The 18,029-nt window shown below is 70.6% G+C and carries 15 protein-coding genes and 2 pseudogenes; 3 read left to right on the top strand and 14 right to left on the bottom strand.

Annotation, left to right across the window (positions count from 1 at the left end; genetic code table 11):
• Positions 1–351: 351 nt before the first annotated feature.
• Positions 352–807, top strand: a pseudogene (locus BUE41_RS28905) (transposase); the annotation flags it as partial.
• A 453-nt stretch (positions 808–1,260) separates the two neighbouring features.
• Here BUE41_RS28905 and BUE41_RS28910 read toward each other — a convergent pair.
• From BUE41_RS28910 to BUE41_RS28970, 12 genes are all read right to left on the bottom strand, one after another.
• Positions 1,261–2,214 carry an alpha/beta hydrolase gene (locus BUE41_RS28910; protein WP_073460531.1) on the bottom strand — a complete coding sequence of 318 codons (954 nt, stop codon included), beginning with the start codon at positions 2,212–2,214 and terminating at the stop codon, positions 1,261–1,263.
• Positions 2,211–3,365, bottom strand: a complete 1,155-nt coding sequence (locus tag BUE41_RS32320; RefSeq protein ID WP_234997659.1) for a Crp/Fnr family transcriptional regulator — start codon at positions 3,363–3,365, stop codon at positions 2,211–2,213. Before BUE41_RS32320 ends, BUE41_RS28910 begins: the two co-directional genes overlap by 4 nt.
• Before the next feature lie 284 nt (positions 3,366–3,649).
• Positions 3,650–4,648, bottom strand: coding sequence for an NAD(P)H-quinone oxidoreductase (locus tag BUE41_RS28925; protein ID WP_234997656.1), 999 nt, complete (start codon positions 4,646–4,648; stop codon positions 3,650–3,652).
• Positions 4,645–5,520, bottom strand: a complete 876-nt coding sequence (locus BUE41_RS28930) for an LLM class F420-dependent oxidoreductase (protein WP_073460533.1) — start codon at positions 5,518–5,520, stop codon at positions 4,645–4,647. The genes BUE41_RS28925 and BUE41_RS28930 overlap by 4 nt, the downstream gene beginning before the upstream one ends.
• A complete protein-coding gene (locus BUE41_RS28935) occupies positions 5,517–6,293 on the bottom strand; it encodes an SDR family NAD(P)-dependent oxidoreductase (RefSeq protein WP_073460534.1) in 777 nt (258 codons plus the stop codon). Before BUE41_RS28935 ends, BUE41_RS28930 begins: the two co-directional genes overlap by 4 nt.
• A gap of 22 nt (positions 6,294–6,315) precedes the next feature.
• Complete coding sequence (locus BUE41_RS28940; RefSeq protein WP_073460535.1) at positions 6,316–8,019, bottom strand: ABC transporter permease; 1,704 nt, start codon at positions 8,017–8,019, stop codon at positions 6,316–6,318.
• 2 nt (positions 8,020–8,021) lie between these two features.
• On the bottom strand, positions 8,022–9,161 hold the full coding sequence (locus tag BUE41_RS28945; RefSeq protein ID WP_073460536.1) for an ABC transporter ATP-binding protein: 1,140 nt from the start codon (positions 9,159–9,161) through the stop codon (positions 8,022–8,024).
• A gap of 55 nt (positions 9,162–9,216) precedes the next feature.
• Complete coding sequence (locus tag BUE41_RS28950; protein ID WP_073460537.1) at positions 9,217–10,287, bottom strand: ABC transporter substrate-binding protein; 1,071 nt, start codon at positions 10,285–10,287, stop codon at positions 9,217–9,219.
• Between the two features lie 150 nt (positions 10,288–10,437).
• Positions 10,438–11,583: an LLM class flavin-dependent oxidoreductase gene (locus BUE41_RS28955; protein WP_073460538.1), complete on the bottom strand. Its 1,146-nt coding sequence runs from the start codon at positions 11,581–11,583 to the stop codon at positions 10,438–10,440.
• A gap of 49 nt (positions 11,584–11,632) precedes the next feature.
• Entirely contained in the window at positions 11,633–12,412 is a 780-nt protein-coding gene (locus BUE41_RS28960) for an alpha/beta fold hydrolase (RefSeq protein WP_234997657.1), read from the bottom strand.
• Positions 12,413–12,507: 95 nt separating this feature from the next.
• Positions 12,508–13,320: a TIGR03619 family F420-dependent LLM class oxidoreductase gene (locus BUE41_RS28965; protein ID WP_073460557.1), complete on the bottom strand. Its 813-nt coding sequence runs from the start codon at positions 13,318–13,320 to the stop codon at positions 12,508–12,510.
• Between the two features lie 47 nt (positions 13,321–13,367).
• Complete coding sequence (locus BUE41_RS28970; RefSeq protein WP_073460539.1) at positions 13,368–14,324, bottom strand: SDR family NAD(P)-dependent oxidoreductase; 957 nt, start codon at positions 14,322–14,324, stop codon at positions 13,368–13,370.
• 492 nt (positions 14,325–14,816) lie between these two features.
• Here BUE41_RS28970 and BUE41_RS28975 point away from each other — a divergent pair, with 492 nt between their 5' ends.
• Complete coding sequence (locus tag BUE41_RS28975; RefSeq protein WP_073460540.1) at positions 14,817–15,314, top strand: flavin reductase family protein; 498 nt, start codon at positions 14,817–14,819, stop codon at positions 15,312–15,314.
• A gap of 18 nt (positions 15,315–15,332) precedes the next feature.
• Positions 15,333–16,490 carry a 3,4-dihydroxy-2-butanone-4-phosphate synthase gene (locus tag BUE41_RS28980; protein WP_073460541.1) on the top strand — a complete coding sequence of 386 codons (1,158 nt, stop codon included), beginning with the start codon at positions 15,333–15,335 and terminating at the stop codon, positions 16,488–16,490.
• A gap of 1 nt (position 16,491) precedes the next feature.
• Here BUE41_RS28980 and BUE41_RS32325 read toward each other — a convergent pair.
• Both BUE41_RS32325 and BUE41_RS28990 read right to left on the bottom strand, forming a co-directional pair.
• Positions 16,492–17,235 (bottom strand): annotated as a pseudogene (locus BUE41_RS32325) (SDR family NAD(P)-dependent oxidoreductase); the annotation flags it as partial.
• Positions 17,226–18,020: an MBL fold metallo-hydrolase gene (locus BUE41_RS28990; RefSeq protein ID WP_073460543.1), complete on the bottom strand. Its 795-nt coding sequence runs from the start codon at positions 18,018–18,020 to the stop codon at positions 17,226–17,228. The gene BUE41_RS28990 and the pseudogene BUE41_RS32325, both read right to left, overlap by 10 nt.
• Positions 18,021–18,029: the final 9 nt, after the last annotated feature.

Raw genomic sequence — 18,029 nt, forward strand, 5'->3', positions numbered from 1 at the left:
CCGTGATCACGCAGCCGGTCAGCGTACAGGCGCACCGCGCGGGCGCGGGTCTCCTCATCGAACTTCCGAGGTGCAGGCACGGCTCCAGTCTCCTTGCTAGATCAGAGCCTCTCCACCACCCAGGGCGATTCAGACCTCAAGCTGAAGGAGCAAGCACTCGCCAGAACCCGGCCACCGAACGGCCGCACCGGCCGATACCAACCACCGGACAGCCTGCTCGCCTGGCTCCAAGCGCTCTGATTATGCCGACCTCGCCAGCCCGAAACCGTTGCCCCACAGGCGATCTGGATCGACCTCGGCATAACCCGGAGGTCGGCATAATGCAGCTTATGCCGACGTCGGCATAAGTTCCACCTGATCCGCAACACCTTCCGCTACGCCTCCCGCCGCGACTGGGAAGCCATGTCGAAGGACCTGCGCCCGGTCTACACCGCACCGACCGAGCAAGCAGCGAAGGCCCGCTACGACGAGTTCGCTGAACGCTGGGTCACCCGCTACCCAGCGATCGGCACGCTCTGGCAGCGAGCGTGGGCGGAGTTCGTGCCGTTCCTCGACTACGACGTCGAGATACGCCGGGTCATCTGCTCGACGAACGCGATCGAGTCGCTCAACGCCCGCTACCGGCGCGCGATCCGCGCCCGCGGACACTTCCCGACCGAGCAGGCCGCGCTGAAATGCCTCTACCTCGTGACCCGCTCGCTGGACCCGACCGGGAAGGGCCGAGCCCGGTGGTCGATGCGCTGGAAGCCGGCGCTGAACGCGTTCGCGATCACCTTCGAAGGCCGTATCGTCCCCAGCAACACCTGAAACTCACCATCACCGGTTACACCGTTGATCGGACACTCCCCCAGGGGATCGAACCCTGAACCCGCGGATTAAAAGTCGAAGGTGAGCTGGCAGGCCTGGCGCTGGCAGTCCCCGGACCTGGGGTGAACCACGGTCTGTCTGTCCCTGCTGCACATGGGCGCCGCAGTTTCATTGACAGAGACATTGACATCAAGTCCACAGTGGATGATCGCTATGACAAGGCCGTCCATACGAGGGCGAGCGCTGGTATGCAGCGTGCCTCCCGGCCCGGTATCGACGGCGGATGATCTGGGTCGGGAGGCATCTCGTTGCCTTGCCGCCGGGGGCGCTCCTCGGGTTCGCGGAGGGCGCTCGTGACACGGGCCCACTGCCCATCCCCCGATCTAGCAGCTCCTGCGCCTGACATGGCGATCACGAACTGGACGACTACGTGGTTATGGTACCTGCGCGGGCTCAGCGGCTTGACCTGAGCCGCTGCCCGAGCGCTCGCCGCAGCACGGCGATCTCCTCGCCGACCTGCCGCCTACTGACCTCCGCATCCCGGAACGCTAGCGACCCGTGGAAAGTCTCCGGGAAGACGTGCAGTTCCACCGACACGCCTGCGTTGAGAAGTGCGTGAGCGAAGGCGATCGCCTCGTCCCGGAGCGGGTCGGCCTCGGCCGCGGAGATGTATGTCGGGGGGAGACCGCTGAGGTCCCGCGCCCGGGCGGGTGCAGCGTAGGCCGGAACGTCTGCGCTCGCGCGCCGGATCTCGCCCAGGTACGCCGCCCAGGTCAGCTCGACGTCGCGGCGGGTCAGCACCGGGGTGTCGGTGAAGATCCGGCTGCTGCGTGTCGTGGCGCGGTCGTCGACCGTCGGCGAGGTGAGCAGCAGGAAGCGGATCGGTGGCCCGTTCCGGTCGCGCGCCATCAGTACAGCTCCGGTGCCGAGTGCGCCGCCCGCGCTCTGGCCGTGGACGACGAGGCGGCCGGGATCGACCTCGAGTTCGGCTGCGTGCTCGTGCAGCCAGACGAGGCCGGTGTAGACGTCCTCGACCGGTGTGGGGTACGGCCACTCCGGGGCCAGCCGGTACTCGACGGCCACGACGACCGCGCCGGTCTCCCGTGCGAACTCGAGGTTGAGCGCGTGGCTCATGGTCAGGTCGCCGGTGATGAAGCCGCCGCCGTGGACGTGGTAGATCGCCCCGCGGTTCGCTCGTGCCTCCGGTCGGTAGACCCGCAGCCGGATCTCCGCCCCGTCGGCGGTCGGAACGAGCCGGTCCTCCACCGCGATGCCGTCGCACGGCGCATCGGCCTCAGCGGCGGCGCGGCGGGCGGCGGCAGCGCGGGCGGCGGCGACATCGCTGCGATCGACGCGGGGAAGCTGCGCGGCGATCCGGACGAGCTCATCGTCCAACCGGTAGTTCATCGATACGACCTCGTTCCAAGATCGGCTTCTGCGAGGGCACGCAGGGACCGCGGGTCCTCTATCCAGATCTGTCGCCGGTAGCGGCGGATGGTGCCGACGTCGGCAAGCTTCTTCAGCGCGCGGGAGACGACCTCGCGCACCGAGCCGATCGCGTTCGCGAGATCGGCCTGGTCGGCGTGGACGACCAGGCCGTTCACGGTCGGGACCGCCATCTCCAGTAAGTGTCGGCACACTCGCGCCTGCACCGACCCGAACAGATTCTCCTCCAGATTGAGTACCGACTGGTAGGTCAGCTCGGCCAGGTGGACGGCTACCTCGTAGGCGAGATCGGCGCGCGTCCGCAGCAGCCGCCGGAAGAGCGCCGGGTCGAGAAGAGTCGCCTCGACGGGCGTGACCGCCTCCATCGAGGACGGGGCGCCATGCGTCAGCATCGCGGGCAGCGCGGCGAACTGCCCGGCCGTGACGTACCGGACGGTGACTTCGCGCCCGTCCCAGGCGGTCACCTTTGCGCGTAAGCGGCCGCTGTGGACGAGCAGGACCCGGTAGCTGTCGCCACCGCGGCTGATCTGGGCGCCCGCCGGGTAGCGCACCACCGCCGCGTCGCCGAGCAGAGCGTCGCGGACCTGCAGGTCCTGGTCGCCGAGGATGCTCTGCGACCAAGCCTGCCGCGACCGCACGCCAGCGCCGGGCACCGGCACCGCCGCGACCGGTGCTTCTCGTTCCGCAGCAGATCGCCGGTCTCGGCCTGCGGCGATCGTTCGCAGCAGGGTCGGGTCTTCGATCCAGATCTGTCGGCGGGACCGGCGGATCGCGCCCGCGTCGCTGAGCTTCTGTAGCGCTCGCGCGACCACCTCGCGCACCGATCCGATGGCGTTGGCGAGCGCGGCCTGGTCGGTCTGCACCACGAGTCCATCGGTGGTCGGGGACGCCATCTCCAGCAGGTGCCGGCTCACTCGCTGTTGCACCGATCTGAACAGGTTGTGCTCGAGCAGGAGGACCGCCTCGTAGGTGGACTCGGCGAGATACACGGCCACGGCGTAGGTGAGCTCCGGCCGGGTCCGCATCAGACCGCGGAACGTGGTGGGGTTCAGCAGCGACACCTCGGTGTCGGCGATCGCCTCCAGCTGCGACGGCGACCCGTGGGTGAGCATCGCCGGCACCGCGCTGATCTGACCGGCCGACAGGTATCGCGTGGTGACTTCCCGGCCCGCGCTCGACACCACCTTCGCTGCGATCCGGCCGTGGTGGACGAGGCAGACCCGGTAGTCCTGGCCGGTGTCGATCAGCGTGCCGGCCGGGAACGTCACGGTGCGGCTGTCGGCGAGGATCGCGTCCCGGACGTCGACGGGCTGATCGGCCAAGAAGCTCGCCGACCAGGCGGCCAGCGCGGCAGGGTCGATCGTGCGTCCGGCCCGCGTGATCTCGGACGGTGTGGTCACCGCGCTCCCACCTGCAGGACGACCTTGCCGACGTGGCCGCGGGCCTCCAGAATCCGGTGCGCCTCGGCGGCGTCGTCCAGCGGGACAACGGCGTGCAGCACCGGGCGCACCCGCCCGGCCTCGACGAGCGGCCACACGATCCGTTCCACGTCCCGGGCGATCTCCTCCTTGTACGCCGGCGGGCGTGGCCGCAGCAGCGAGCCGGTGATCGTCAACCGCTTGGCGGCCACCGTGGCGAAGTCGATCTCGGCCCGGGGCCCGCGAGCCAGCCCGATGAGGACGAGCCGGCCGTCCGGGGCGAGGAGCTGTACGTCCTTGTCCAGATAGTCCCCGCCGACCAGCTCCACGATCAGGTCGACGCCGCCGGCGAGCTCGGGGAGGCGCTGGGCGAAGTCCTCGCTGCGGTAGTCGATCGCGGCCCGCGCCCCGAGATCGACGCACGCGGCGCAGCGGTCCGCACCGCCGGCGGTCGCGTACACCTCGACGCCGAGCGCGCTCGCCAGCTGGATCGCGGTGACGCCGATCCCGCTGGTGCCGCTGTTCACGAGCATCCGCCGTCCCGGTCGGAGCCATCCGTCGGCGAAGACGTTGCTCCACACGGTGAACGTCGTCTCCGGCATGGCCGCAGCCTCGACCATCGTCAGGCCTGTGGGCACCGGCAGGCACAGGCCCGCGGGCGCGACCACGTACTCCGCGTAGCCGCCGCCGCGCAGCAGTGCCACGACGGGTTCGCCCACCGACCAGCGGGTCACCCCCGGGCCGACGGCGGCGACGGTCCCGGAGACCTCCAGTCCGGGCAGGTCGGACTCGCCGGGTAGCAGCGGATGGGATCCGTGCCGGCGGTGGTGCAGGTCGTGCCCGTTGACGCCGGCGGCCGCGACCGCGATCTGCACTTCGCCGGGGCCCGGCTGCGGTACGGGCCGCTCCGCGGGCTTCAGCACCTCGGGCCCGCCGCCTCCACCGGTGATCTCGACGGCGCGCATCGTGGCACTCACAGCGCCGCCACCACAGGGATGATCCGTTCGCCGAACAGCTCCAGCGGACGGATCTCCACCATGCGCGGCACCTTCAGCTGCACGTGATCGACGCCCAGCGTGGCCAGCTGCCGTAGCTCGGCCACGATCACGTCGGTGTTCTCGCCGTCCGGCCCGGGGTCGCGTGGCGGAAGGACGACGGTCGTCTCGATCTCGCTGCGGTCGCGACCCACTGCCGCGCAATGTTTGTCCAGCACGGCGAGTTTGTGCGCGAGATCGTCATCCGCGAAGAGGTTGCACGCCTGCGCATACTGGGCGACCAGCCGGAGCGTCTTCCGCTCACCGCCGCCGCCGATGAGGATCGGCGGATGAGGCCGTTGAAGCGGCTGCGGGCTGTTCAGCGTGCGGTCCAACACGTAGTGCGTGCCGGCATACGGTCCGTCGTCGCCGGACCACATCTGCAGGCAGATCTGCAGCGCCTCCTCCAGCCGCTCGAACCGCTCGGCCAGCGGTGGGAACGGGAGCCCCAGCCCGCGGGCCTCCTCCTCGAACCAGCCCGCGCCGATGCCCAGCCAGGCCCGTCCACCGCTCAGCACGTCGAGGGTGGTCACGCACTTGGCCAGCAGAGCCGGTTCCCGGAAGGACACCGCGCTGACCCAGGTGAGCAGCTCGATGCGGGAGGTGCACGCCGCGAGAAATCCGAGGGTCGTGTATGCCTCGAGCATGGCGTTCTCGGGCGGGCCGTTGGTGTTCACCTGCCAGAGGTGGTCGGCGACGGCGAGGCGGGCGAAGCCCGCGTCCTCGGCCGCCCGGGCGATCGCCCGGAGGTCGGCGGCGAGGGTGCCCGGGCCGCCCGGCCACGTGAAGTCCGAGACTTGCAATCCGATCTTCATCGGCCCACCCCCGAGATCGCGGTGCGCCCGCCGTCGACGACGTAGTGGGCGCCGGTCGTGTTCGCGGCCAGGTCCGAGCACAGGAACAGCACGACGTTCGCCACCTCCTCGGGGGTCGAGTAGCGACCCGTCGGCAGCGCCGCCCGCCGCCGACGGATCGCCTCCTCCCCGCCGGCCTGCTCGTCCAGTAGCCGCATCGCCTGGGTCTCGACCGGGCCGGGGCACACGGCGTTGACGCGGATCCCGCGGTCGGCCACCTCGGCCGCCGCTACCCGGGTCAGGCCGAGGACCGCATTCTTCGAGGCCACGTACGCGCACAGCCCGGGGCCCGGCAGCAGCGCCGCTGCCGACGACGTGTTCACCACGGCTCCGTTTCCCTGCTGTTGCATCTGGCGCAGCACGTGCCGGAGCCCGAGGAAGACGCCTCGGAGGTTGACGTCGATCACCGTGGCGAAGTCCTCGTCGGTGTACTCGGTGATCGGGGCGATCCGTCCGCCGATGCCGGCGTTATTGAAGAAGCAGTCGATGCGGCCGAAGTGCTCGACCGCGGCAGCGACGTAGCGCTGCACGTCGGCCGGGTTCGTCACGTCCGCGGCCACCGCCACGGCCGTGCGACCCGACTCGCGAATCGTCTTCGCGGTCGCCTCGGCGGCCGCCTCGTCGCGGTCGACCACGACGACGTCGGCGCCGTGCCGGGCGAAGGCGACGCACGTGGCGTTGCCGATGCCGTTGCCACCCCCGGTGACCACGGCGACCTTGTTCTCGAAATCCATGCGTCTCTCCTCGCGGGTATCGCTACAGGTCCTCGAGCGTTCCTGCGCCGCCGACGAGCAGCGCGAGCGCGGCGCCCGCGAAGGTCACGACGGTCATGATCAGCGCGATGCTCGCGACCAGCGGGTAGTAGCCGTTGGTGAAGGTGTCGTAGAGGATCGTGCCCATCACCTGCACGTCGGTGGAGCGGACCAGCAGCGACGCGGTGAACTCGTGCGTGAGCAGCACGAACATCAGCGCGGCCGCGCCGCCGACGCTGCCCCGCAGCAGCGGCAGGACGATCTGCAGATTGGTGCGGAGCGGCCCCGCGCCGCAGACACGCGACGCCTCCAGGTAGGCGTCACCCAGCGCCGCCATCCCGGACATGTGCATCCGCGTCGTGAACGGCAGCATGATCGTCACGTAGACGACGAGGATGACCCAGTTCGTGCCGTACAGGAAGAACGGCTCCCGGCTGTAGGTCAGCAGGAAACCGACCCCGAAGACCACAGCCGGAACGCCCAGCGGCAACGCGATGAGCACGTCGAGCACGCCCCGCAGCACGGGCATGTCCTTCGCGCGCAGCAGCAGCGACGACGCGACGAACCCGATCGGCAGGCAGATACAGACGGCGAGGAACGACACCCAGATGCTCGTCCAGATCGCGTCGACCAGGTTCGGCTCAGCGAACAGCGTGCGGAAGTTGTCGAGCGAGAGCGCGTCCGGGACGACGGTGGAGGTCCAGTAAGGGGAGAGCGCGACGATCACCAGCCCGACGAGGGGTGCCACGGTCGACAGCAGCAGATACGTCCCGATGAACACCGCCGGCAGCACCGAGCTGCGCCGGACCGGCCGAAACCCCTTTCCGCCGTGGGTGACGAACCGGCTGGAGTTGCCCAGCAGGAACCGCTGGATCAGCACGACGGCCACACCGACGACCAGCAGCGGCGACCCGATCGCGGCGGCGGCCGCAGGGTCCTGCGGCTGGCGTCCGTAGAGCGCCATGAAGATCTCGGTCGTGATCACGCGGACACCGTTGGTGCGCCCGAGCAGCAGCGGCACGGTGAACTGCCCCAGTCCGATGAGCAGTGCCACTGCGGCGCCGTACAGCAGCTGGGGGCGGATGATCGGCAGGATCACCCGCAGGAAGACCCCGATCCCGGACGAGCCGCTGACGTGGGCGGACTCGATGAGCTCGGAGTTGATGTTCTGAAAGCCGGCGCTGACGAAGAGGTAGACGAACGACGTCAGCGAGACGCCGGTGATGATCACGATCCACGGCAGCGAGTAGACGTCGACCGGTCCGCCGGTGAGGCCGCTCCACCAGGGCAGCCGGCGCAGCACCGCATTGAGGTAGCCGGGTCCTGGGGAGAGTAGGAAGATCCAGCCGAGGACCTGGGAGACGAGCGGCAGGATCATCGGGAAGATCGGCAGGATCCGCATGAACCGCAGTCGGGGCGGCAGCAGCGTCGCCGACCAAGCCAGCAGGGTGCCGAGCACCATGGCGATGGCGAGCGAGCCGCACGCCAACCACGCGGTAGAGATCAGCGTTTCGGGCATGGTCGCCCGGCCGAACTCCGCCTCGTAGGCGGACGCCCCGTCACCCAGCGCCTCCAGTTGGAGCCAGAAGATGGGGGCGAGGACCAGGTAGGCCAGCGGCAGGACGAACGCGACCGCGGCGATACGCCTTCCAGTGAACGTGAGCAGCCGACCGGTCGGTGTGGAGGACGTGACTGTCGAGACGGCCATCGTCAGCTCCCCAGCGGGCTCAGCGCCTCGTCGGGGACGATCGCCGCGCCGTCGCTCGCGTACGCCCGGACGTTCTCCGGCCGGAACCCGAGCACGACCTCATCACCGGCGCGCAGCCCGCGGACCCAGCCGTAGGTGTCGTCGACGGGGATGCGCGCATGGACGCGCTGCTCCCCGAGACGCACGTAGACGTCGATGGTCCGGCCACCGAAGACCTTGTCGACGATCGACACCGGAACCGTGGTCATCGTCGGCAGCGCCGGCGCGGTCGGGCCGATCCGCAGATCGTCAGGCCTGGCTCGCAGAACAAACTCCCCATGCCGGACCGGCGCGGGAAGCCGGCCGTCCGCCGCCACACCGGCAAGCCGGGTGATCCCGTCGGTGCGCGTGGCCTCGAGCCGCACCGACAGGCCGATGAAGTCGGCGACGTACTCGGTCGCCGGGTGCTCGAAGACCTCGTGCGGGGTGCCGATCTGCTCGAACCGTCCCTCCCGCATCACCGCGACCCGCTCCGCCAGCGCCAGTGCCTCGCTCTGGTCGTGCGTCACGAAGACGGCCGTGAACCGCAGGCGGCGGTGCAGCTCGTGCAGCTGGGCGCGGACGTCCTCGCGCAGCTTCGCGTCGAGGTTGGACAGCGGTTCGTCGAAGAGGATGAGATCGGGCCGCGACACCAGGCTGCGGGCAAGCGACACCCGCTGTTGCTGGCCGCCGCTCAGCTGGGCCGGGTAGCGGTCCAACAGGTTCTGGCAGCCCACGAGGGCCGCGGCCTCCTCGACCCAGCGGGCCGCGTCCTGGCCCTTCTTGCGCCGGGCCCGCAGTGGGTAGCCGATGTTACGGCGCACCGTCATGTGCGGCCAGAGCGCGTAGGACTGGAAGACCATGCCGATGTTGCGCTTCTCCGGGGGAAGCGCGACGCGTCGGGCGGAGTCGAACCAGGTGCGGCCACCCAGCGTGATCGTGCCCGCGTCGGCCTTCTCCAGACCGGCCAGACAGCGCAGCGTCGTGGTCTTCCCGCAACCGCTCGGGCCCAGCAGGACGACGAACTCGCCCTCCTCGATCTCGAACGAGAGCTGGTCGATCGCCGTGGTCGGGGGCTTTCCGGCGAACTGCTTGTGGAGGTTCGTCACCAGCAGGTGGGACACCCGCGTCCTCATTTCTCCGTCGGATCGTCATTGACCGGAAGTGATCGCGTCCCCGCTAGCGGAAGAGCGCGTCGAACCGCTGCTGGGCGGCGGCGATCTCGTCGCCGGAGGTGCCGTAAGGATTCATCGGCGCGAGCTTGTCCTGAGTCGTGAGCACGCCTTCCGGCGGCGGGTTGAGAACGGAGCTGCCGTGTTGCCAGGCGATCCTCTGGCCCTCCGCGGAGAGCAGGTAGTCGAGGAACAGCTGTGCGGCGTTCGGCGCCTTCGCCTTCGCATTGAGGACGGCGAACCCGCGCGCGGCGAACGAGCCCTTCGGCGAGAGCGCGTAGTCGATCGGAGCGCCCTTCTTCCTGGCATCCTCCACGAGCTGCGGAGACGCCCAGTTCGCGGCGGCGATCTCCCCGGCCCCCAGCGCTGCGACGATCGGGGCCGTGGCCTCGTAGATGCGTGGGTTCATGGCGGCCAGGCCCTCGTAGTACTCGGTGCCGAAAGTCTGCTCGAGCCAGGTGTAGAAGTCGGTCGCCTGGCCCGAGGAGAGCTGGTTCACGCCGAGCTTGCCCTTCAGCGCCGGGTCGAGCAGGTCGGGGTAGTCGCGAATGCCGCCCGGGACGAGGTCGGTGTTCCACGCGAACGTGATGAGCGCGGCGCCGACCTCGTACATCTTGTGGGTGGCGTCGAACCAGGCCTCGGGGTCGTAGCCGCTCGCACCGTTCGCCAGGGGGCTGCGGTCAGCCGCCGCCCAGGCGTTCTGGGCCCCGTGCTTGCGCAGCCAGGCGACCGAGGTGTTCAGCAGCAGGTCGGCCGTGCCCTGCTCGGTGCCCAGCTCGGCGTCGACGCGAGGAAGCATCTCCGGGTCGGTGAGCCGCACCGCGTCGAGGGTGACGCCGGGGTACTTCTGCTCGAAGCCCTTCTTCAGCGCCTCCACCACCGGTGGCACCAGGACCATGTAGACCTTGACCCTGCCCTCCGCGCGGGCGGCGGCGTACAGCTGGGCGTACTCCGGTGGGACGTCCGCGGCGGCCTCCTGCGACGCGGCGGACCCCGACGAGCAGCCGAGCAGTCCGAGGAGCAGGGCGAGGCTCGCGGCGAACGCGAAGAGCCGCCGGGGCCGGAAGACCTGGGGCATGGGAACTCCTCCGAGGTTCGTGCGGCCCATCGGCCGCGTTGGGCGAATACTCGCCAGCGCGACCGACCCTTTCTGTGACTCAGGTCCGCGAACCTGTGATGACGATCATGCCTCCACGCTGCTCGTCTGACCTGCGGAAACACGACGAGGTCAGCCGGTCAGCCGAGCCAGCTCCGGGGCGACGTCCTCGGCGAACCGGCGGATACCGCGGACGGTCATTTCGTGCTCCAGATGACCGGCCTGCCCCATGATCAACAGGTGGCCGAAGCCGCCGACCTGCTCGTTGAACCGCTCGATCTGATCGACCACCGACTTCGCGCTCCCGGCGAAGAGCACGCCGTGCTCCATGAGCTCTTCCAGCGACATGGACTTGAGATCGGGCACCGGGGAGAGGGAGAAGTCACCCCGCAGGCCCGCGGCGCGGGCGAAGTAGGGCATGTAGCCCGGGGGATAGACGAACTGCGACGCCACCTTGTTGCTGTGGATGTACCAGAGGAGCTTCTGCGCGCCCTCCATGCCTTCCTCGTCCGTCTTCCCCGTGTAGACGAGCGCGGCGTACCCGAACCGGTCGTCACCCGGCGCCGGGGCACCCGTCTCGGCGCAGCGGTCCCGGTAGGCCTGGAACAGCGTCCGGGCTCCCTTGTGGCCGACGAGGAACGTCGCCGCCCGGTAGCCGCGGTCGGCGATGGCCGGGATGCTCGCCGGGGTCGCGGCGGTGACCCAGACCGGGGGCATCGGCTGCTGGTAGGGGCGCGGCCAGATGTTGACCTGGCGGTGGTGGAAGAACTCGCCCTCCCAGTTAAACGGCCCGTCGTGGGTGGTCCAGGCCTTCGTGATCAGCTCGATCCCCTCCCACAGCCGTTCGGTCGAACGCACCGGCGAGGCGTTGGTCGCTGAGATCTCGTACTGCACCCCCCGCACGAACCCGACGTCGAGTCGGCCGTGGCTGAGGACGTCGACCAGCGCCATCTCCTCGGCCACGCGGACCGGGTCGGGCCGGTTCGCCACCGGGTTCCCCAGCAGGAGGATCCGAGCGTTTTTCGTCTCCCGGGCCAGGACACCGGCGACGATGGGGGCCGTCACGTTCATACAGGTCGCGGTGGAGTGGTGCTCGTTGATCTGGATGTCCAGACCGCATTCGTCCGCGATCTGCCATTCGAGCAGGTACCGGTCCCACAGCCGGGCGGCGACGTCGGGATCGGCGATGCGGTTGGGCAGGGTGACGCGAACCGAGTCGTAGGTGTCCTCGTCGGGGAGGTACGGATAGGCGCACTCGCTGAAGTACCAGAACTTCACCGGTCATGACTCCTTCGTGGGAGGGGCGGCGGCGGGCGGGGCTCGGCGGTCAGAGATCGGCGGCCAGGACGAGCTTTGCCAGCTGCTCGGGCTGCTCGACCTGCGGACGGTGACCGGCGTCCTCGATCAGCTCGAAACGGGCGTCGCTGAACCGGTCGGCGAGCGCGCGCCCGTACTCGTGGGCGACGATCCCGTCCCGCGCGCCCCAGGCGACCAGGGTGGGCACCGAGATCTGCCACAACCAGTGGGACAGTCGCGGGTTGTGCAGGTATGGCTGCCAGCCGTAGACGGCCAATGCCTCCTCGTTGCGCGCCATCTCCAGCACCGCGTCCTCCGGTGCCTGGCTCAGCTCGCCCATGCGGAACGCAGGGTCGGCGTAGATCCACTCGTCGAGATCGGCGTGCGACGCGGCGAACAGATCCGCGATCTCCCGGTCGGTCGGGTCGCCGAGCTTGACGCCGACGCTGTCGACGAGCACAAGGCGGGACAGCCGGGCGCAGCTGCGGACCGCCATCTCCATCGCGACCCATCCGCCGAACTGCAGTCCGATCAGCGTGACGTCGGTGAAGCCGGTGCGTTCCAGCCAACCGAGGTACAAGTAGGCCAGGTCGTCCACCGACGTGCACCAGGACGGCCGCGGTGACCGGCCGAACCCGGGGTGGCTGGGCATCACCACGGTGAACTCCGCCGACAGTGCCGCGAGGAACGCCTCGTCCTCGTCCGTGCGCTCGGCGCCCGGGAGCACCAGCGCGGTGCGCGGCCCGGTCCCCACGGTGCGGACGTCGAGATGGATGCCCGCTCCGATCTCGATCCCGTCGCGTGCGTCCACGAGTTTGATGGTCTGCACCGCTACCTCCACTTCGATCCAGGTTGGGGGAAGTCTCAGCCGCGGCACGCGCGATGACTGTGACTCCGATCCGCGACTCAGGAGCGGTGCAAGACGGCCGCGTACCGGTCCAGAAGCGGCAGGACCTCGGCGCAGGGTGCCGTCGGGACATGGAGGAACACGCGGCGGACCTGCGAAGACGCGTAGACCTCCAGGTTCCGTCGGAGCACGTCGCCGGGGACCATCCCCTGCATCACCGCGACGATCGGCTCGCCCTCGCGGCCGGCGTCCGCCCACGCGGTCCGCAGTGTGCGGGCGCCGTCGATGAGCGCCCGCGTGTCGGTGTGCACGACGGGGAACCAGCCGTCCGCCCAGTCGAGGACCTCGGTGAGGTTGCGCGCGGACAGGCCACCGCCGAGGAGCACCGGCAGGCGCCGCTGCACCGGTTTCGGCCATGACCAGCTCGGCTCCAGGCGGATAGTTGCGCCGGCGTACTCCGCCTCGTCCTGCTCCCAGAGCGCGCGCATGAGGCGGACGTGGTCGCGCACGACCGTGCGCCGATCGGTGAACCGGTGCCCGTGGTGGGCGAGCTCCTCGGCGTTCCAGCCGTAGCCGACACCGAGCAGGAACCGGCCGCCGGACAGGTGATCGAGTGTCGCGATCGCCTTCGCCAGCGCGACGGGATCGTGCTGGGCGACCAGCGAGATGCAGGTGCCGACGTCCAGCCCGGTTCGGGCGGCCACGAAGGAGAGCCCGATGTACGGATCAAGCAGGCGTTTGTACTTCTCGGGCATGTCCCCGGCGAGCGGCCACGGCGTCGCGCGGGACACCGGGATGTGGGTGTGCTCCGGCACGACCACGGCCGTGAACCCGCGGGCCTGTGCCTCCTCCGCCAGCTCCGGCAACGGCATGGAACGATCGGTGGGGCCGTAGTGGATCCCGATGCGGGGCCAGCCGCTCACGGCGTCGGGGCGAGCGCGTCCCGGACCCGGGTCATCATGAACGTCATGCAGTCCTCGGCGTCCGTGGGTACGACGTAGCCGTCCTCGGCTGTGATGTCGCCGAGGTGCGCCATGACGGCCTCGGGCGAGAGGGCCCCGTCGCCGGTGTGCACCCAGCCCGGGGTCTGCGCGATGAAGTTCCGGCCGACGTAGGAGCCACCGACCCGTAGACACTCCCCGGTCACGGCGCATTCACGGCTGGCCAGGTAGAGGACCGCGCCGGACACGTTCTCCGGGGTGTTGCGGCCGCTGAAGCCCGCGGCGTACCGGTCGTGCATGCCGTTGCCGCTGCCGAGGTTGGTGGCCGCCGACGGCGAGACGACATTGACCCGGATGTCGAGGCCTTTCGCGACGGCCTCCGCGCTCATCGTGCGGGCCAGCGAGAGGACCGCGCACTTCGCGGCGCCGTAGGAGCCGTCGCCGCGGTAGCCGAAGATCGCCGACGTCGACGTCAGCACGATGCGGCCGTACCCGGCTCGCTCCATCAGCGCCCACGCGGGTTGCCCCAGGTAGTAGACCCCCATCAGCTGCAGCTCGACCTGGGCGCGGACGGTGGCGAGATCGGCCGTCGAGAAGCCCTGGCCGACGTGCAGGGACTGCTCGCCCTGTGCGAAGAGGGTGAGGCCGGCGTTGAGCACCAGGGCGTCGAGTCGTCCCAGCTCGCGGTCGACCCACTGCACGAGCTCGGCGCACGCGCTCTCCGACGCCGCATTGTGCGTGGATGCGTAGGCGCGGCCGCCTCGCGCGACGATCTCGTCGACCACCAGCTGGGCCCGCGGGGCGCCGTCGGCCTCGACGGCGAGGTCGTTCACGACGACCGTCGCGCCGCGCTCGGCCAGGAGCAGGGCGTGGGCCCGGCCGATGCCGCGACCCGCGCCCGTCACGATCGCTACCTGTTCGTCGAGTCTGATCACTCTCGGCACCTCCGCTGTCGGTCCACTCGCGGAACCGGGAGTGTCGGGGTTCCGGGCCGGGAAAACCGTGACCTGGGTCCGCGTCCGTCAGACGTCGCGCCAACGGTCGGCGCCCGAGCGCGGCCTCGTGAGCGGCGACCCGCTCCTCACTGATGTACAGGCCTGCCCAGGCATCGAGCCTGCGGCCTCCTCATTCACCACGAACGTGACACCCGTGGCCCCGTCGTGACCGCCGACCGGGGAGCGGTCGATCCGCAGCCGCGGCCGTGCCTATCGAGGAACACGCGCAGGTCACGCCGGTACTTTGCGGCACGGTCGGACACGGCGACACACTCTGCGACCTTCCCGGCGGAGCAGGCTGGCGCAGCGGGTGCGTTTGAGACCCCGCGTCCGCCCGCTTGGCAGGGCGACCCCAGTCACAGTCCCGGGCCCCGGTGCGCGCTTACCGTCGCTGCCGCTCGGGCACTGCCGCCCGCAGGAAGGGGGCGTCGAATGACGGGGATCGTGCCGGTCACCACGGGAGAACAGCTCCGGCACGCCTTCGGGTGCTTCCCCTCCGGGGTCATCGCCGTCTGCGGCGAGCGCGACGGCGCCCCGGTGGGGCTCGCGGCGAGCTCGTTCACCTCTGTGTCGCTGGAACCGCCGCTGGTGTCGATCTGCGTGCAGGATCGCTCGACGACGTGGCCGTGGCTGCGCAGGGGGGGCCGCCTCGGTCTCAGCGTGCTCGCCGAGGGCCACGACGTCCTGTGCACCCAGCTGGCGAGCCGGACCGGTGACCGGTTCGCGGGGGTCGATTGGGTCGCGACGCCGGAGGGGGCGGTCTTCGTGCGCGGGGCCACGGTGTGGCTCGACTGCACCATCCACGCCGAGGTGCCGGCAGGCGACCACGACATCGTCTTGATGCAGGTCCGCGGTGTGCGCGCTGATCCCTCGGCGGCGCCGCTGGTCTTCCACGCCAGCCGCTTCCGGCGCCTGGCCGCCGCTTCCTAGCTATAGCTAGGAGTTGATGTGGGTCTCCTCCGGTCCGGTTGCCCCGAGCGGGCGCGCGCCGCCGTCGAGGCGGTCGCGGCGGGCCGCCCGGTCGTCCTGGTCGGCGACGCGGGCCGTGCGGGCGCGGGTGACATCGTGTTCGCCGCCACGGTGGTTACGCCCGCGCTCGTGGGGTTCACCGTGCGCCACACCTCCGGCTTCGTCTGCGTCGCGCTGCCGGCCGAAGCGTGCGACCGGCTGGGGCTCGACGCCATGCACCCCGACGCGGACGGTCTGGACCGCGGCGCCTTCCGGGTGACCGTCGACCTGAACGGGACCGGGACCGGGATATCCGCGGCGGCCCGCGCCGCGACGATCGCCGCGCTCGGCTCCCCCGCCTCCGTCGCCTCGGACTTCACGCGGCCGGGGCACGTCGTCCCGCTGCAGGTGCAGCCGGGCGGGGTGCTGGGCAGGCCGGGGCGGGCGGAGGCGGCCTGCGACCTGGCCCAGCTCGCGGATCTGCCCGCGGCCGGAGCCCTCTGCGAGATCGTGTCGCAGGACCGGCCCGGCGAGCTCGCCTGCGGCGCCGAGCTCGAGCGCTTCGCCGCCGAGCACGACCTGGTCGTGGTCCACATCGCCGACGTCGTTGCCCTCCGACGGCGCAGCGAGCCACAGGTTCGCCGGGTCGTGCAGACCGCGCTGCCCACCGTGCACGGACGCTTCACCGCGATCGGGTATGCGAGCATTTGGGACGCGGCCGAACACCTCGCGCTGGTGGCGGGGCCGGTCGATCCCGCGGTGCCGGTCCACGTGCACGTCGAGTGCCTCACCGGGGACGTGCTGCGCGCGACGGCGTGCCCGTGCCGCCGCGAGCTCGACGACGTGATGCGCCGCTTCGCCGAGGCGAGCCGCGGGATCGTCGTGTACGTCCGCCCGGCTGGGCTGGCCGGGGCCTGCGCGCTGCGCCGTGCCGAGATCGACCGCGCCGAGGTCGACCGGGCCGGGGTGGCCGCGACGGTCCAGTGGATCCTCGCCGACCTCGGCGCCGCACCGGCCGCCCGCCCGGAGCCGGTCAGTGCGCCACGTACGCGCGCTCGTCGATCCACATCGGGTCGTCGGGCCGCCTGCCCGCCAGCCAGTAGCCCTCGAGCTGTTCGGGTGTCCAGCCCCGCTCCGCCAGCAGCTCCTCGTCGATGAACTGGCGGCCGGTGCAGGTTGCCGGGTCGGAGCGGAGGATCTCCATCAGCGCGTCGCACATGATCCGCGGGCTGCGCCACTGGTCGGGCCGGCCCATCTTCTCCGTCGGCCAGTTGCGGGTGGCGTAGGAGTCGATGGGGGTGGCGGGCCACAGGCTGTTCGCGGCCACGCCGTCGGACCGGTGCTCCGCGGCAACGCCGATCGCGAGTCGCGTCATCCCCATCTTCATCGCGTAGTACATGGCATAGCCGGGTGTCGGCTCGGTGGTGATCGGCGGGCTGTTCATCACGATGTGGCCCCAGCCGCCAGCGATCATGTGTGGAAGCGCGTGGTAGGTCGCGAGGTAGGCCGCGCGGAGGTTGACCTCGTACATCAGCGCGACGCGCTTGGGCGGGGTGTCGAGCACGTTCTCCCACCAGAGCGCACCTGCGTTGTTGATCAGGATGTCGAGCCGGCCGAACTTGGCCACGGTCGTGCCGATCAGCCGCTCGACGTCGGCCTCCTCGCGGACGTTCGCCCGCACCGCGAGCGCGGTGCCGCCGCGCTCGGTGACCTCGCGGGCGACGCTGTGGATGGTGCCCGGCAGCCGCTCGGATTCGGTTTCGCTCTTGCCGGAGACGACGACGGCGGCGCCCTCGGCCGCGAGCCGGAGTGCGAACTCGCGCCCGAGGCCGCGGCTCGACCCGGTGATCACGGCGACGCGGCCGTCGAGGACGCGGCCTGTCCCGACCGTCGTCACGCCCATACGAACCTCCTCATCCCGTCGGCCGTGATCAGACGGCCGAACGCCAGTTCGGGGAAATGTGCAGGCGCAAAGGGGTCGCCGGACTCGGCCAGTTCGTCGGCGAGGCGCTTGCGCATCGCGGTGGCGGCGGAGCGGTCGACGTCGAACATGCCCTCCCACCCGGGGTCGGTCAGCTCCGCCACCGTGTGCAGGACGTCGCCGAGCAGGAGGACCCGCTCGCCCGCGTCGCTCACGACGAAGATCGTCGAGCCGGGGGTGTGCCCGGGCGCGGGCCGGGCGATCAGCCCCGGCAGCAGCTCGGTCTCCGCGCCGAAGGTCTCGACGCGCCCGGTGATCGGCGCGAGCGACTCCTGCAGTGCGGGGTCCGCCACTGGGCCGGTCATGAAGTGCGCCCAGTCGTCGGCGTGCACGCGGAACGTGGCGCGCGGGAAGGTCACCTCGCCGCGCGCAGTCGACCAGCCGACGTGGTCGGGGTGCGTGTGCGTGAACACGACGTCAATGACGTCCTCCGGCAGGACGCCAATGCGGCTGAGGTTCGCCAGCAGCCCGCCGGTGACGAACCCGTCGGGGGCGAAGTCGGGGCCGGTGCCCGCGTCCACCAGGACCGTACGCCCAGCCGTGCGGATCAGGAACGCGCCGACGTCCATCCGGATTCGTCCGTGGGCGTCCAGCGGCTGGTGGTGGCAGGTCCACGGCGCTCCGCCGGCGTGGACCACCGTGTTCTGCACCGGCAGCCGCGCCGTGCCGTCGAGGACGGGCACGACGTCGATGGTGCCGACTCTCATCGGGGCTCC

The sequence above is a fragment of the Pseudonocardia thermophila genome, from assembly GCF_900142365.1.
Classification (GTDB): domain Bacteria; phylum Actinomycetota; class Actinomycetes; order Mycobacteriales; family Pseudonocardiaceae; genus Pseudonocardia; species Pseudonocardia thermophila.